The organism is Microbacterium sp. LMI1x-1-1.1 (genome assembly GCF_040676205.1).
GTDB lineage: Bacteria > Actinomycetota > Actinomycetes > Actinomycetales > Microbacteriaceae > Microbacterium > Microbacterium aquilitoris.
This window is the reverse complement of the sequence record NZ_JBEGHM010000002.1, coordinates 156,975-171,176: the sequence shown is the minus strand read 5'-3', so window position 1 is coordinate 171,176 and position 14,202 is coordinate 156,975. Positions and strand designations below refer to the sequence as shown.

Below are 14,202 nucleotides of genomic sequence, written 5' to 3'. Positions count from 1 at the left end.
CCCGTCAAGTCTACGTTTCAGGGGGTCCTCACGCCGACGGCAGGACCATCCAGACGCGGGCACCGCCGGAGGGCGACTCGTCGATGCCCATGCGGCCGCCGTGGGACTGGACGATCCGATTGCACGTGGCGAGGCCGATGCCGAAGCCGGGGACGTCGACGTTCGATCCTCGCTCGAGCGGCTCGAACACGAGGTCCCGCTCGGCGACCGGGACGCCCGGGCCGTTGTCGTCGACCGTGATCCGTACACCCGCGGCCACTGTTCCGACCGACACCGTGATCGCCGGCGCGCGTCCGCCGGCGCCCGCGAACTTCACGGCGTTGCCGACGAGGTTCTGCAGCAGGACGCCGAGGAGGGTCGGATCGGCGGGCACGGGGACGGATGCGTCGACCGTCACGTCGGCGCCGTTGTCGAGGCCGGCGGTCCTCAGGTCGTCCATCGTCGAGGCGATCAGCGGACCGACCTCGACCGAGGTGCGGCGGATCGGCGCACCGCCGACGCTCGCGTAGTCGAGGAGACGGGCGATCATGCCGGACATGCGGTCGGCGACGGACTCGGCGCGAGCGAGTGCGCGAGACGCCGCGGGGGTCTCGGCGACCTCGGGCACCTCGGAGGCGAGCTCGATGTACCCGGTCAGGGCCGTGAGAGGGTTCCGGAGGTCGTGCGCGACCTGTGCCGCGAAGTTCTCGAGCTGCTCGTTCGACTCGCCGAGTTCCCGGGTCAGGCGGCGCAGCTCGAGGACGTCGACGATCTGATGGGCGATGAGGGCGAGGGCGGCGCTCTCGTCCTCCGGCATCTCGCGGGGTACGTCATCGAAGATGCAGATGGTGCCGATCGGGACGCCCATCGGGGTAATGAGGGGGCTCGAGGCGTAGAAACGCACGTTGGCGACCTCACCGGTCACGAACGGGTTGGCGGCGAAGCGCTCGTCGAGAGCCGCGTCGCTGACGACGGTGTGCCCCGGCTTGCGGAACACGACGGCGCACATCGAATCCTCACGGCTGCAGACAGCCGGCTCGATCCCGACGGCAGCGATCTGATGCTGGAAGCGATCGTCGATGATGTTGATCACGGCGGTGGGGACCCCGCACACCGTGGCGGCCAACTGGACGAGGCCCTGCAGGTCGGGCTCGGGGGCTCCCCCGAGCACGCCGTACTCCTCGATGATGGCGCGTCTGATCGCGTCGTCGGCGGTTGTCACGTTCAGCTCCCCCATGTGTTGTGCCCCACCCTAATCATCAGAACGGCTCGAGCCACCGTGCGGCGATGTCCCATGACGCTCAGGCCAGCGCGACGAGGCTCGCGCGATCGTCCCGGAGTGGATCGGATGCCGCCTCGGGGTCCGCGTCGTCCGCTTCGACGCGTGCGTCGACGAACATCCGTCGGAGGCCCAGATTGGCGCCGTAGTAGCTGAGGAACGCGCAGTCGGCGGCATCCCTTCCCGTCGAGATCCGGACCAGGCCCCGACGGTTGGACAGTCGCGTGGCGTCGACGACCAGCCAGCGCCCGTCGATCCACGCCTCCGCGACCGCGTGGAAGTCCATCGGCACGAGGCCCGGCGCGTAGCAGGCGACGTACCGGGCGGGCACGTCCATCGCCCGCAGGAGCGCGATCACCAGGTGCGCGTAGTCGCGGCAGACGCCCGTCCCGCTCGCAAGCGTCGTGACGGCCGAGTCCGTGCCGAGCGACAGCCCCGGCGAGTAGGTGACGGTCTCGGCGACGAACGCCTCGACGGCGGCGAGGAGGTCCGTTCCCCGAAGCCCCCCGAACTGGCGGCGCGCCTGCGCGAACACCGAGTCCGACGGCGCGTACCGGCTGGGGCGGAGGTAGACCGCGGTGTCGAGAGCGCTGGCGGGCTGCGGCGCCGCGCTCCCCACGACGCGGGCGTCGTAGGACACCCGAACCGGGCCCGCGTCGACCCGGAGGCGGTGGAGGCGTGTGCCCGCGGCATCCGTCATCACCGTCGGGACGAGCACGCGACCGTCCCGCTCAAGACGGAGATCCTCGTGGACGACCGGCACGCCGTCGGCCACGGCGATCGAGAGGATGAGGTCGAGCTCCCCTTCGACGTCGAGATCGAGTTCGGCTCGGACGACACGCTGCACCGGGCAATCCTCGCACGCGGACGACATGTGTCGGCCAGGTGAACAGTGGCACAGACACCGCCGATGATCGCTTACCCTCGTCGCATGGGGTCGGATCGTCGCGCGCGTAACTGGGGGCTGAGCATCGTCGCCGGCGGCGTGGCGGCGATCGTCGCTCTCGCCGCATGGCAACCCTGGCGCACGACGCCGCGCGTGGAGGCAGCGACCTCTGTCGGCGCCGTCGCCGAGGTCGAGCCCCTGTCCATCCCGGCCGACGCCGACGTGCTCGTGTTCGGGGACTCCTGGACGTACGGATCGGCGGCGACCCTTCCGACGGAGGGCTACGCGTACCGCCTGGGCTGGCTGAGCGGCTGGAACGTCACGGTCGACGGCGTCCGCGGATCGGGATACATGAGGCCCGGCTACGACGGGCCGGACTTCCGCCGCCGCGCCGAGGCGCTCGATCCCGCCGCGGACTACGACCTCATCGTCATCCAGGGGTCCATCAACGACCGTCATCAGGGCGAGCGCGGGTACCGCGAGGCCGTGGATGCCACGTGGAACACGTTCGAGCGGCTCTACCCCCGCGCGCAGATCGTGATCTTCGGCCCGACGCCCCACGAGTTCCCCGTCGACGAGGGGACCGCCCGCATCGACGGGGACCTCGAGGCCGCCGCGGACGCCCGCCACTGGTGGTACATCTCGCCCCTGCAGGAGCAGTGGCTGACCCCGGCGAACTACCTCGAGATGATCGACACCGGCGCGGGCCGCAAACACCCCTCCGACCGGGGCCACGAGTACCTCGCCGAGAAGCTGTTCGCGGCCCTCACCGAGCGCAGTGCGACGACGGATGCCGGTGCGACCCGCGACGACGCACCGGAACCCGTCGGCCCCTGACCGCGGTGCGGCTCAGGCCCGGATCGCCTCGGCGATCGGCTGGTCGCCGCTGTTGAACGAGATCGTCCGGCCGATCGTGGTCGGATCCGCCAGGGCTGCGGCGATCACTGCGGCGACGTCCGCCCGCGACACCGACGTGCCCTTGTCGGCATCTGCGTCGATCCGACCGGTGGGGTCGTCGAGCGTCAGAGCGGACGGGGCGAGGATCGTCCAGTCGAGGTCCGCACCGCGGAGGTGCTCATCGGCCGCGGCCTTCGATTCCGCGTACGCGAAGAAGTCGTCGGAGGGGTCGACGCCGTGGTCGGGTCCGGCGCCGAAGTACGACACCATGACGTACCGGCGCGCCTCGGCGGCGACCGCCGCGTCGATGGAACGGATCGCGGCATCCCGGTCGACCGCATAGGTCCGCTCCGGCGAGCCGCCACCCGCGCCCGCCGACCACACGACCGCGTCGCTGTCGGCGAGGAGTTCGGTGATGGCGTCGGTGTCGGATGCCGCGACATCGGCGACGAGGGCGGTCGCGCCCGTCCGCTCGACGTCGTCCCGGTGGTCGGGGTTGCGGATGACGGAGGTCACCTGGTGCCCCGCGTCGACGAGGAGGGGGGCGAGCAGCCGGCCGACTTTTCCGTGTCCGCCGATGATCGTGATGGTTGCCATGGGGAGGCTCCTTTCGTCAACCCCCGACGCTACGGTGGACGGCGGAAGATGCTCGTCCCCTTGCGCTTGTACCCTCGACGTGGAAGGCGGCCCCGTCCGCGTTCCGTTCGCATCGACGAGGGGGATCAAGACGTGAGCGAGACGACGCCAGCCGGCTGGTACCCGGCACCGCATGCCGGCAACGAACTGCGCTACTGGGATGGATCGGCCTGGCACGCGGCGCCCGCCTACCTGCCCGCCTCCCCCGCTCCCGGTGCGCCTGTGCCTCCGCCCGCGGTCCCGCCGTATGCGAACTCGGCGCCCGGCACGCCTCCGGTGTACTCGGGGTATCCCGGCTACTCGACGGCGCCGTATGCGCCGCCGAAACAGCAGGGGCTGGCCATCGCCGCGCTCTCGATCGGCATCGCGGCGATGATCTTCGCCTGGATCCCCTTCTTCGGACTCCTGGTCGCGATGACGGGATCGGTCTTCGGCATCATGGCCCTCGTGCGGCGTCAGCCGAAGGGGCTGTCGGTGACGGGGACCGTCCTGTCGGGGCTCGCCCTCGTCTGGTCGGCGCTCGTGACCTTCTCGATCGCGGCGCTCATCTGGTTCCCGGCGACCTCCTCCTCCGAGGACGACTACGGCACCGCGGACCCCCTCCCCGAGGCGTCTCCCTCGGCCCCCGGCATCCAGCCCTACGCTCCCGAGAGCGGTCCCGGTTCGATCGGCGATCCCCTGCCGCTCCCCTACGTGTCGGAGTCCTCGATCGGCGAGGAGTACTCGGCCGACATCCGGATCGTCAACGACGACGCGACGAACGAGGTCCTGTCGTGGAACTCGTACAACGGCGCCGCGATCGACGGGCAGCGGTACGTCCTCGTCGAGATGACGGTGACCGGACTCGACCCGTACGGTGTCTCCGCCACCTTCCCGACCTATGACCTGGCCCTGGCCACACCCGACGGGGCGGTGTACCCGAACGCCTTCGTGGTAGGCGACGAAGACACGACGCTCCTCCGGGATGCCGGGATGATCGACGAAGGCGAGAAGGTGACCGGCCTGGTCGCCTACCTCGTCCCCGAGGACGCGACCGATCTGCTGCTGACGGACTACGCGAACTACTACGCGTTCTGATCCGGCAGGAGGATCACCCGGTCGCGGTCCCAGGGCTCCGTCCACCCGAGGCGCGAGAACAGACCGTCGAGGATCATCGCGGTGAACCCCCACACGAGCCTCTCGCCGCGCGCCGTGGGGATGAGGAAGGCGGGGCCACGGAACTCGCCGCGATCGTTCCTGATGACGGTCACGCCGCGGTGCGCGGGGTCGAGCAGGTCGGCGACGGGTGCGCGGAACACGTCCGCCGACTCGGCTTCGTCGACGACGCCGACGGCGGACGGGCGACGCCACCAGGCGAGCACCGGGGTGACGAGGTGACGGGAGAACTCGAGCGGGATCGGGTCGAGCGCACCGACGATCTCCACGCCGTCGACGTCCAGGCCGGTCTCCTCCCGCGCTTCGCGGAGGGATGCCGCGATGACGTCGGCATCGCCGGGATCGACGCGTCCGCCCGGGAACGCGACCTGACCGGGATGCGCGCGCAAAGTCTCGGCGCGCGAGAGGAGGAGGACGTCCAGGTCGCGGGAGATCGCGCCGTCGGGGTGTTCCCGATCGGCGGGGACGTCGTCCAGGACGCCGAAGAGGATCAGGACGGCGGCGGGCCGCGCTCCCGGCACCGCCGGCATCCCACGGAGGACCTCGAACCCGGGCTGCGGGGCGCCGCTCGCGACCGATGCGACGAGGTCGATCAGCTGCGCCCGCGCGGCGGGGACGGGCGCGGAAGACGTCATGCAGCCAGGCTATGCGACGGGTCGACGGTGGGCGCGAGGGCCGCCGCACCGGTGATAGTCTCGATCGGTACGCCTCCGTAGCTCAGGGGATAGAGCGTTGGTTTCCGGTACCAGAAGTCGGGGGTTCGAATCCCTCCGGGGGCACAGTGAATCAAAGGGGAGCCGAGAAATCGGCTCCCCCTTTGATATGTACCCACAGGTGTGCCCGATCGCTCAGAGGGCAGTCTCGGCCCGCTTCAGCACTTCGCCCGGGTCCAGTTCTAGGACACCCGCGATGCGGCGCAGGGCGTACACCTTGATGTCTCGGTGCCCGTAGATGATGCGGGCAATGGTGGCGCGGGGCAGCTCCGCGGCGAGCGCGAGGTCGTCGAAGGTGATCCCGATTGCTTCTTTGCGCTCGCGCAGCACGTCTGCCACTGCCTTGTTGTATCGGGTGTCTGCGTCGTTTTCCACGAGCTCCGGGTACTCCGTTCGGATCAAAGACTTGTGTTCCGTTTGGTTTGTATCTTGCATGATCCGTATGGAGCACAACATGATCTGGAGGCGATGGGTAGTGATGCTTCGTAGAAGATGAACGCGGGTCCGCATAGCAACCGGACCCGGCCAAAAGGCAGACAGAAAGACTCCAGCTCAGGGGAAAGTGAGCCGCGAATTTTCGTCGTAGACGTACGACGATAGAGCCCCTCGGACCTGATCAGCCCGGGGGGCTTCGTCATTCTTCCGGCCGACGTTCGATCAGAAAAACCCAGCGCGCCTAGCGCGTTCGGCAGCCTCCCTCTGACTGAGGGCGCCCGCCGGGTCGATCTTGCTGAGAAACTCAAGCGCCTGATGCAGGTTCGACTCCCCCGGATCGTCGGGCGCGTGCGCTCCCGACGCAGGACGCGGCAGCGCAGGCGTTTCGTGTCTGACTACACCCGGCGTGGCGGCTCGCAGATGTGCGATGACCTCGCTCGGGAACATTCGCCATCGAGCCCCGACCATGAACGCGGGGATCTGCCCCTCATGAGCCATCCGGAGGACCACCTGGTAGGAGACGCCCAGGGTCTTTGCCATAACCGCGGGCGAAACGGCCGACTCCGTCGGCGCTGATGTCACGGGTTCATCCTCTGCGCAGTCCGGGGATCTCGTCGCCGCCAACCGGTCGCTTCACCCACGGGATGTTGATTGTTGTGCCGTCTCAGGCACACTCGTAGCCGCCGTCGACTTCGCGCATGACCGCCCCGCAAGCCGCACACCGGGGCTGCTCGCCGCTGGCGAACTCGTCGTTGATGGTCATTTTGCTAGCCTCGCACGTCTCGAAAAGCTTGTGCGGCTGAGCATTTTTTCCCGAACGCAGGAGCGCCACTCCAAGCATGAGGACGGCCGCGAGAAGCGGGATAGACGGATCCGCCGATACGGCGCGCATCACAGATGCCAGGGTCGCTTCGCCGCCGTCCAACACCGTGCCGACGACTGCCCCGTGTCGTTCCCCCGAAGACATAAGTCAAAACATTAGATTAGAAATGCCACCAGCTCTAATCGGATGACCGTCGTCCGACGCTGCGTGAATCGACAGGGCACGTGAAGCTGAATTTTCGAGGGGAATCATGACGACCGACACGCCGCTGCCCGACCCGCAGTCCGCCGACCCGCAACACGCCGACCCGCAGCCCGCCGACCCGCAGCCCCCCGACCCGCAGCCCCCCGAACCGCATCCCGCGGGGCCACCGATAATGAACGATTTCGCCGCGGCCGCAGTGCTGATTGGCGTCGCCGTACTCCTCATTCTCGCGGCGTTACTACCCGTGTTTCTCGGGCTGGACGCGAAAAAAAGTGCTGTGCTTGCCGGTTGCGCCGTCGCGGTCGCATCTGCTGGCAAGCTCCTGGCGCCCGTAGAAGGGGTGTCTCGCCGTGTGCACGGATGGATCGATTCGATAGTGGTCTCCGCAAGCCTTCTTGCGCTCGCGTGGGGCATTACAGGGATTGGCGGAGCACTGGCCGGTATGTTGCAGGTCTCGAAATGAGCCAAGCTGTCCAAATGAGAGCACCCCAACTGGTCGCCTCGTCGACCTAGCCGGTCGGTTCACTCATGCCGCGACGCTATGGTCCAGTTTCAGCCACCGATGTAGACGCCATTGATGGTCACGGGGTATCGACGGACCTGCATGAGCGTGGAAGCGCGGGCCGCCGCTCCTTCGTCAGCCGAGTTGATATGGGAAACCCAAGCGTCCACACCAGCACAGATGTCCTCGCAAAACGCGTCGACTCGAAGAACCATCACTGAGTCAATCAGTCCGGCGTGCGTACCTTCCCCCTTCACGGGCTCGAAGAATACGAACTTGCTGACGGCCTCTCTGGCCTTCTGCTCGAGCACATCGTCTCGCCCCTCATGGAGTACGGCGCAGCGAAGAGCGTAGGCGTCGGCCCCCGAGAGGCGGACACTTCGCTGCGTTGCATACGCGTCTTGCATCTAGTCCCGCCACCACGCTTCGTAGCGCTTCTGCGAACTCCGAATCTCTGGGCGCTCTAGGCGTCCGCAGATGTCGGGGAGTGTGAGAGCAAGGGCGAGAGCAGCGTGCCAGTTGTTCTCTTGCACTGACCGTCGGGTGGCTTCTGCGAGGTGGGTAACCATTCCCGCATCCTGACTGAGAGCACACGCCACCCACCAGAGTGTCGGTGCAGAATGGCAGTCTCTCGGCCGGAGGAAGGGTCATCCGGCATTGGGCACGAACAGGCGATACGCCACAGCGGTAGACGCGCGCATGAACGAGCGCGCACTGCAGATCACCGCGCGCGATCAGCCGTTGCAGACGCTCGCCCCGCTCGAGCTGCGCCTCGACGAGGTGCCGCTGACGGTCGACCCGAAGCCGCGCCGGAAGGTGAAAGCGTGGGTCCGGTTCGGGGATACCCCGGTGCGTGTCGACGCGGTCGCCGCCCGGTGGACGCCGTCCGCTGTCGGGATCACGTTCACCGTTGACGGGCAGGAGCATCGCTGTTGGGTGTGGGCTGGCGCAGTCGACGAGATCTCTTAGAACGCGAGAGAGGCCACGAGTCCGGCGCGGCTTGCTACCGGCGAAATGCGAACGCGGTGAGCCCCAGGAGGACCGCAAGTACCCCGAAGCCCGCTACCCCGTGGAGAAGCCAGACCCCTGTCAGATCGGGCCCGACGGTGTCGTAGACGCTGACGGCGAGCGCGTCGGCGAACACGGCGTTGTTGAGAGTGGCGGCAGACGCATCCTCCTCGGCAGCGCGTTGGGCAGCTGGCGCGCCGATGAGCCCTACAAGGAGCATGATGCTCCCCACGCCGACGAGCATCAGCGCTGGAATATTGGGCTTCTTCGGCCTCGCGGCTACCCCGGGTTGATCATGAAACGAACTTAGCCGTTCGGGATGGCCTCAACACGATCGTCCCCGACGGATGACAGCTCCTCACCGTCCGCACCGTGTAACGACAGAACGCCCCCGCCCAGCCGTGAGTTCAAGCGCAGTCGTTTCGCGCTTCAGCCGTGGCGGTTGTCACGCTCGGTCAGGAGCCCGATGTCCCCCGAAGAGGGGACATCGGCAGTCAGCGCCGATTAGCTACGGTCGCATCATGTCGCAACCGATAAGCCCACCAGCTGGAAAATCGTTGCCCGATTTCTCACGAAGGACCGTGCTCGTCGGCGGCGCGACGTCAGTAGCACTTGGCACCATCATTGCGGTCGCGGACGTCCAACCTAGCAACGCGGCAATCACCTGGGGGCACCCTTTCAAGACCCGCATCAGCCCGTCGCGACACTGGGGTGGAAGCTACCCGGAGTACTACCCATCGCCCGGCCCACATCGCGGTATCGACTACCCCTATGGACTTGGGACTGACGTGCACGCCGTAGCGTCCGGCGTCGTTGCGTTCGCCGGCACGAAGACCAGCCAAGAATGGGCGTGGGCGGGCAAGCACGTTTTGATCGTGCACGCCTCAGGTCACCGCAGCCTCTATGCCCACATGAGCTCGCTGAACGTCGCCACAAATGAGTCGGTATCCCTGCACGCCAAGGTCGGTGAGGTCGGCAGTACGGGCGGGAATTGGGGCAATCATCTTCACCTCGAGATCTGGACAGGGGCGAACCGGTACTCCGACAGCATCGACCCCTACCCCCTCATCCACAACGCGAAGCTGCCCGGAGGGGCGGCAGAACAGGACGGCGAAGTGCAACTACAGGCCCTGGCAGTAACGGGTGACCGCACGACGAAGCAGAGCATCGCTCCCAACACCGAGCACTGGCTTCTTTTCGGGGACGAGGGCCGTCTGGCTGTCGCGAACGGACCCGCTAAGGCAGTATCCGGAGTTCTCACTGTCGAATTCTCAACCACTAGCTCCAGTGGCAGTCTGCGCATCTCACCTCTCCGCGTCGATGTCAATTCAGCGGGTGATGTCACCGACGAGGTGAGCCTCTGGGCATCACAGATTCCCGTCCTCACTCCGACGACCGCGGGCAAGATTCCGGTCGAGGTCGAACTACTCACGGGGCAACTGCTCCGATTCAAAGTCACCACGACGGGCGGGATGACCGCGAAGATCGAGAAGGTCAACTTCCGGGGATCCCGGTTCCTCGTGTAATCCATCGGCGAGACGCGGGACGTCGCAGCCCGAATCGATAGGTCCCAGGCTGCGCGTTCCCTGATTATGCGTTCTCTGCGGCGGAATGCGAGCACCCTATTGCGGGCCGTCCATAAGGCGTACGGTCCGGAGTGGGGTGGAGGCTCCGCAAGCCACCAGCCATGTCGTTGATGGTCTCCGGGAGGAGGTCGCCGCCCGTGTGGGGACGGCGGCGGCCCCGCGCCCTGCGAAGGACAAGCGGGTTTGTTCGACTGCCTACACGCCCGCTGACGATTCAGTCCCGAGCTCGCATCATCGACTGCAACTCGTCGATCTTCGACTCGAGAGCACGGATGTGGCCCACCGTCGCGGCGTCTGCTTCTGTGTCGTGCGCAGCAACTCGCTCAACGATCCAAGACGCGAGCGTGGCTGTCACGACGCCAAGGAGGGCAATGCCGCCGAGCATGAGACCGACCGCGATCAGCCGCCCCTCGGTGGTCACGGGAGATAGGTCGCCGTAACCGACTGTCGTTACCGTTGCGAGGGCCCACCAGACGGCGTCCCCGAACGTTTGGATGCCACCGCCATGGCCCCGCTCGCTGTCTAGCACCGCAAGCGCTGCAACGAAGACTAGGAGCGCCGAAGCCGACGACACGTAGAGGATGATCCGCCCGCGGATCGCGTTCCCCGCGGTGCGCTGAATGACAGAGAGAAGCGTTACGAGTCTGAGGACTCGCAACGGTCTGAGCATCGGGAGCACGACGATCGCGAGGTCGAACAAGTGGGTATAGAACCAGCGCCACCGCCTAGCCGGCGGCGCGAGGGCAAGGTTCGCGAGGTAGTCGATCAGGAACAGCGCCCAGGTCACCCAGATAATGGCTTCCGCCACCGCGTTTGAGATGCCCTGCAGCTCTCCGATGACCTGCCAGGCGTAGGCGACAAGAAAAAGCACGGACGAGACGAGGAGGGGCCACTCGGTCAGGGTCTGCCACCGCCGCTGCATCATGGACCCGAGCGTACAGACGGGCGCTCACCTGCATCTCGATTGAGGGAGCGCCGGCGACGCGGATATCGGCGACCTCAACCGGATGGAACGATCGGGTCGTCTGTGTCTTCAGTGGGAGGCGCACGCCGGCCGCCGGTCCGTGACCGTCTGGCGGAACGCCGCCACCCGACGATCCTGATCGCGGCGCACAGCTAATAGAGCGCGACTCGCGACTTCTTCTGCTTGCCCTTTTCGTCGAGCCAGGAGACTATCCCCCACTTGGTGAATAGGCGCTGCGCATTGCTTTCGACCGGATCGCCTGCGCGATCCAACTCCGCCTTCTGGAACGTGCCGGGTTCGGATGTTGGAACCCACCACGACCCGAAGGCCGGCCGAATCTTCGTGTCGGCAAGTCGGACACGCGCGCCCGGCGGGATAGGTAGCTCTGCTCTGAATACTTTCGTACTTTCAGCAGGATCGCGGGGTGAGAGCATCTCGACCGTGAAGTCGACATCGACCGCTGTCGTTCCGCCGATGTTGGTCAGGTACCAGCCGTTCTCGTATTGGCGCATCGGGTCCAGCGCTACGTGGCTCTCGGCAACCCACGACGCCTTCAGAGGCCGAACCCGTGCTAGGTGCTCAGTAGCCGCCTGCCAAGCTGTAAAGCCCGCCGCGAGGATAGCGACACCCAGCGCACCCCCCGACAACCACAGCGCAACAATCGAGCGAGCCGCGGCCTCAGCCGTCTCCGCGCTTTCCATGCCCCCACCACTTCCCTCAAAGCGTTAGCCACAATCTACCGAGTCCGGAAACCACGAACTGCCCCCGCCCAACCGTCAGGCCGAGCGGGGGCAGTTCTGTACATATGCATTCGTTCGGGCGGGATCTGTTACGACGTCGACCGTAACCAAAGACGCAACTGATCGGCTCCGCTCAACGCGTTCAAGTGGGTGAGCCTGTAGGCCCGAGCTTCGTTCTCGGTCGACGAGCGCATCGAGCCTCAGGGGTGGTGGCATTCTTATCTCGTGCACGCCGACCCCAGCTATACGACGTACCTGGCAGAGATAGACCTGGAGGCATTCGACAAGCGGGTCGCTGCCTTCTGGCACAACCCGCCCCACAACGAAGCCGACGCTTTTCAGCGACTTCTCGAGGTTCTCGAAGTCGGAGCAGACGGGCGGGATGGGACGAGAGCGGCGTACGTAACAGAAACGGCCACCTACCCCGCGGGGCAGACTATGTGGCGCGCTCGCATCGTTCCACTGCAGGACCAACCTGTTCTCCCCGACCTGCACCATGAGTCAGGTCTATGGGAAGCGCCCACCAAGTTCGTTCAATCTCGCGGCCGATTGAACGCTGTAGGCGAGTCAATTCTCTACACATCCATCGGAGACGCGGTCGCCGCCATGGTCGAAGCGAGGGTACCGACCGGCGAGAAGTTCGCGCTCATCAGGTACGAGACGAAGCGACCGATCACCCTCGCTCGCATCGGATCGGACACCCGGCCCGACTGGCTACCGCGTGAGCTCGAGGCCGCCCACGCCCACGTGACGAACTTCATCAAGGACGTGTTCACTCGAGAATTTGATGGACGCAACCAGCTGACCTACATGCTGTCGAATCGCATTGGAAAGGACTGGTTCGATCTCCCGCCGGCCATAGTCGACGGCTGGCTGTTCGCGTCGATCGCTCACCGCAAAGGCATCAATGCGGCGTTCCGTCCGGAGAAGGCGCATGACGCGCTCCGAGTCACCGGTGTCGCTTACAGCGAGGCGATCAACTCGGGGATCATGGGCCTGCGCATGCAAGCGCGCATCTTCTCACCAGGCTACGAAGCGGTGCACGGAGGATTTCGCTGGTTCGCAATGGGAAGTCCTCAACAGGCGTTCTTGTTCCCCGAGTTCAGATGACGCATGCCCTGCGGAACCCAGAAGGCGCCGGCGCCACTGTGCATATGCGTTCAAGCGGTCAGGACGCGCTGAGCGTCAGGTCGACCGAGGGCACCGCCTGCAGGGGTGGCGGCGGCGTGTAGCCGGAGATTGGTGCGCTGGTCGCCTGGACGTTCAGGTAGCGGGGCTGGTTGTTCGGATGCCCCGAGTTGTAGATCTACCAGATCAGGTGCGGGCCGATCCACGTGACCAAGCGGTGATCGGCGATCCGCTTCACTGCGCCGTCCGGCATGTACAGGGTCAGGATGATGCCGGTGAGCTCCCAACCCATCGTGTACGGGACGCCGCGCGCGAGCTTCCCGCCGGGATAGTCGTAGGTGTAGAGGCGGGTTCCGACTCCGTCGATCCACAGGTCGACGCCGGTCTGCCAGTCGCCGAAGACGGGGTGGATGCAGTTGTAGTAGATGCCCGCGCTGCCAGCCGTCCCAGGGCGCGCGGGATTCGCCGCTGCGATGAGGACGAGACCGGAGCTTTCGTTGATGACGTCCGAGGTGCCTTCCCACAGCCCGGTCGCGGACATGCCGAAGCAGTGCCCGCCGTCGAGGTGCACGTCCGTATACCGGCCCGACGTCGCCCAATCCACGGGCACGAGCCCGCCGGCACCATCTGTCTGAAACCGTGCGTTCAGGTCGCCCCAGACGTGACCGGACGGCGAGACTCGTCAGCCGAGCGGTGCGCTCGGCCCCGCGAACGTGTCGTGGAACTCCGGTGCCGTGAATGGGAGGGTCATGAGTCGCGCTCGATCAGGACGGACAGGATGGACAGGTCGTCGGCGAAGTTGTCGGCCGCATCGAGCGGGTTGCGCCAGATGATCAGCTGAAGCGGCTTCGACGGTCAACGACGACGACGGTAGCGAGGGTGGCTTCGGCGATGGCCCACTGGGTGGCGGGCATCGTTTTTGTGACGTACGGGGCGGCGTAGTCGACCGTTGCGTTCACGAGGTCTCCGAGGCCGTCCTGCACGAATCGTGCTGCACGCGGACGTCAGAAGTCGGGGGTTCGAATCCCTCCGGGGGCACAGTGAAGCGAAGGGGACTCGGCATCAGCCGGGTCCCCTTCGTCGTTCCCGCTTACGGGTCAGTCGGTCTCGTCGGCGTCGGGATCGACAGGATGACCGAACGGCGGGATGCCGCCGGGCACCGCACCGTCGTGGGTGGGGAGCTCCACATCGGGCCCCTCATAGGCGTTGTCGTCGGTGCTGCGCTCGTCGCCTGACATGTCGTCCTCCGTGGTCGGTGTCGTCTGCG

General features: G+C 66.4%; 19 protein-coding genes and 1 tRNA gene. 7 read left to right on the top strand and 13 right to left on the bottom strand.

Annotation, left to right across the window (positions count from 1 at the left end):
• Nucleotides 1–28: 28 nt before the first annotated feature.
• A complete protein-coding gene (locus MRBLMI1x_RS08485) occupies nt 29–1,201 on the bottom strand; it encodes a sensor histidine kinase (RefSeq protein ID WP_363458149.1) in 1,173 nt (390 codons plus the stop codon).
• Between the two features lie 79 nt (nt 1,202–1,280).
• Nucleotides 1,281–2,105: a transglutaminase-like domain-containing protein gene (locus tag MRBLMI1x_RS08480; protein WP_363458146.1), complete on the bottom strand. Its 825-nt coding sequence runs from the start codon at nt 2,103–2,105 to the stop codon at nt 1,281–1,283.
• An 84-nt stretch (nt 2,106–2,189) separates the two neighbouring features.
• On the opposite strand from MRBLMI1x_RS08480, the gene MRBLMI1x_RS08475 reads away from it, so the two are divergent.
• Nucleotides 2,190–2,981 (top strand): SGNH/GDSL hydrolase family protein, encoded by a 792-nt coding sequence (locus MRBLMI1x_RS08475; protein WP_363458143.1) that lies wholly within the window; start codon nt 2,190–2,192, stop codon nt 2,979–2,981.
• 12 nt (nt 2,982–2,993) lie between these two features.
• Here the strand turns inward: MRBLMI1x_RS08475 and MRBLMI1x_RS08470 are convergent, their stop codons facing one another.
• Nucleotides 2,994–3,638, bottom strand: coding sequence for an SDR family oxidoreductase (locus tag MRBLMI1x_RS08470; protein ID WP_363458140.1), 645 nt, complete (start codon nt 3,636–3,638; stop codon nt 2,994–2,996).
• Nucleotides 3,639–3,770: 132 nt separating this feature from the next.
• On the opposite strand from MRBLMI1x_RS08470, the gene MRBLMI1x_RS08465 reads away from it, so the two are divergent.
• A complete protein-coding gene (locus tag MRBLMI1x_RS08465) occupies nt 3,771–4,754 on the top strand; it encodes a DUF2510 domain-containing protein (RefSeq protein WP_363458137.1) in 984 nt (327 codons plus the stop codon).
• Here MRBLMI1x_RS08465 and MRBLMI1x_RS08460 read toward each other — a convergent pair.
• Nucleotides 4,742–5,467, bottom strand: coding sequence for an NUDIX hydrolase (locus tag MRBLMI1x_RS08460; protein WP_336124317.1), 726 nt, complete (start codon nt 5,465–5,467; stop codon nt 4,742–4,744). The genes MRBLMI1x_RS08465 and MRBLMI1x_RS08460 overlap by 13 nt on opposite strands.
• A 71-nt stretch (nt 5,468–5,538) precedes the next feature.
• Between MRBLMI1x_RS08460 and MRBLMI1x_RS08455 the strand changes: the two genes are divergently transcribed.
• A tRNA-Arg gene (locus tag MRBLMI1x_RS08455) sits at nt 5,539–5,611 on the top strand.
• A 69-nt stretch (nt 5,612–5,680) separates the two neighbouring features.
• Here the strand turns inward: MRBLMI1x_RS08455 and MRBLMI1x_RS08450 are convergent.
• A complete protein-coding gene (locus MRBLMI1x_RS08450) occupies nt 5,681–5,920 on the bottom strand; it encodes a helix-turn-helix domain-containing protein (RefSeq protein ID WP_363458134.1) in 240 nt (79 codons plus the stop codon).
• 282 nt (nt 5,921–6,202) lie between these two features.
• Complete coding sequence (locus tag MRBLMI1x_RS08445; RefSeq protein ID WP_363459381.1) at nt 6,203–6,520, bottom strand: helix-turn-helix domain-containing protein; 318 nt, start codon at nt 6,518–6,520, stop codon at nt 6,203–6,205.
• Between the two features lie 533 nt (nt 6,521–7,053).
• Here MRBLMI1x_RS08445 and MRBLMI1x_RS08440 point away from each other — a divergent pair.
• Complete coding sequence (locus MRBLMI1x_RS08440) at nt 7,054–7,470, top strand: hypothetical protein (RefSeq protein WP_363458131.1); 417 nt, start codon at nt 7,054–7,056, stop codon at nt 7,468–7,470.
• An 89-nt stretch (nt 7,471–7,559) separates the two neighbouring features.
• Here the strand turns inward: MRBLMI1x_RS08440 and MRBLMI1x_RS08435 are convergent, their stop codons facing one another.
• Entirely contained in the window at nt 7,560–7,820 is a 261-nt protein-coding gene (locus tag MRBLMI1x_RS08435; RefSeq protein WP_363458129.1) for a hypothetical protein, read from the bottom strand.
• A gap of 388 nt (nt 7,821–8,208) precedes the next feature.
• Here MRBLMI1x_RS08435 and MRBLMI1x_RS08430 point away from each other — a divergent pair, with 388 nt between their 5' ends.
• Nucleotides 8,209–8,478: a hypothetical protein gene (locus MRBLMI1x_RS08430; RefSeq protein ID WP_363458126.1), complete on the top strand. Its 270-nt coding sequence runs from the start codon at nt 8,209–8,211 to the stop codon at nt 8,476–8,478.
• Nucleotides 8,479–8,512: 34 nt separating this feature from the next.
• Here MRBLMI1x_RS08430 and MRBLMI1x_RS08425 read toward each other — a convergent pair whose 3' ends face one another.
• Nucleotides 8,513–8,749, bottom strand: coding sequence for a hypothetical protein (locus MRBLMI1x_RS08425; RefSeq protein WP_363458123.1), 237 nt, complete (start codon nt 8,747–8,749; stop codon nt 8,513–8,515).
• Nucleotides 8,750–9,038: 289 nt separating this feature from the next.
• On the opposite strand from MRBLMI1x_RS08425, the gene MRBLMI1x_RS08420 reads away from it, so the two are divergent.
• A complete protein-coding gene (locus MRBLMI1x_RS08420; protein WP_363458120.1) occupies nt 9,039–10,043 on the top strand; it encodes a M23 family metallopeptidase in 1,005 nt (334 codons plus the stop codon).
• 274 nt (nt 10,044–10,317) lie between these two features.
• Here MRBLMI1x_RS08420 and MRBLMI1x_RS08415 read toward each other — a convergent pair whose 3' ends face one another.
• On the bottom strand, nt 10,318–11,028 hold the full coding sequence (locus tag MRBLMI1x_RS08415; protein WP_363458117.1) for a potassium channel family protein: 711 nt from the start codon (nt 11,026–11,028) through the stop codon (nt 10,318–10,320).
• Between the two features lie 191 nt (nt 11,029–11,219).
• Nucleotides 11,220–11,768, bottom strand: a complete 549-nt coding sequence (locus MRBLMI1x_RS08410) for a hypothetical protein (protein ID WP_363458114.1) — start codon at nt 11,766–11,768, stop codon at nt 11,220–11,222.
• 264 nt (nt 11,769–12,032) lie between these two features.
• Here MRBLMI1x_RS08410 and MRBLMI1x_RS08405 point away from each other — a divergent pair, with 264 nt between their 5' ends.
• Nucleotides 12,033–12,917, top strand: coding sequence for a hypothetical protein (locus MRBLMI1x_RS08405; protein ID WP_363458111.1), 885 nt, complete (start codon nt 12,033–12,035; stop codon nt 12,915–12,917).
• A 196-nt stretch (nt 12,918–13,113) separates the two neighbouring features.
• Here MRBLMI1x_RS08405 and MRBLMI1x_RS08400 read toward each other — a convergent pair whose 3' ends face one another.
• The 3 genes from MRBLMI1x_RS08400 to MRBLMI1x_RS08390 form a co-directional block, all read right to left on the bottom strand.
• Nucleotides 13,114–13,539 carry a hypothetical protein gene (locus MRBLMI1x_RS08400; protein ID WP_363458108.1) on the bottom strand — a complete coding sequence of 142 codons (426 nt, stop codon included), beginning with the start codon at nt 13,537–13,539 and terminating at the stop codon, nt 13,114–13,116.
• 229 nt (nt 13,540–13,768) lie between these two features.
• Nucleotides 13,769–13,894 carry a hypothetical protein gene (locus MRBLMI1x_RS08395; RefSeq protein WP_363458105.1) on the bottom strand — a complete coding sequence of 42 codons (126 nt, stop codon included), beginning with the start codon at nt 13,892–13,894 and terminating at the stop codon, nt 13,769–13,771.
• 138 nt (nt 13,895–14,032) lie between these two features.
• On the bottom strand, nt 14,033–14,173 hold the full coding sequence (locus tag MRBLMI1x_RS08390) for a hypothetical protein (protein WP_018188651.1): 141 nt from the start codon (nt 14,171–14,173) through the stop codon (nt 14,033–14,035).
• Nucleotides 14,174–14,202: the final 29 nt, after the last annotated feature.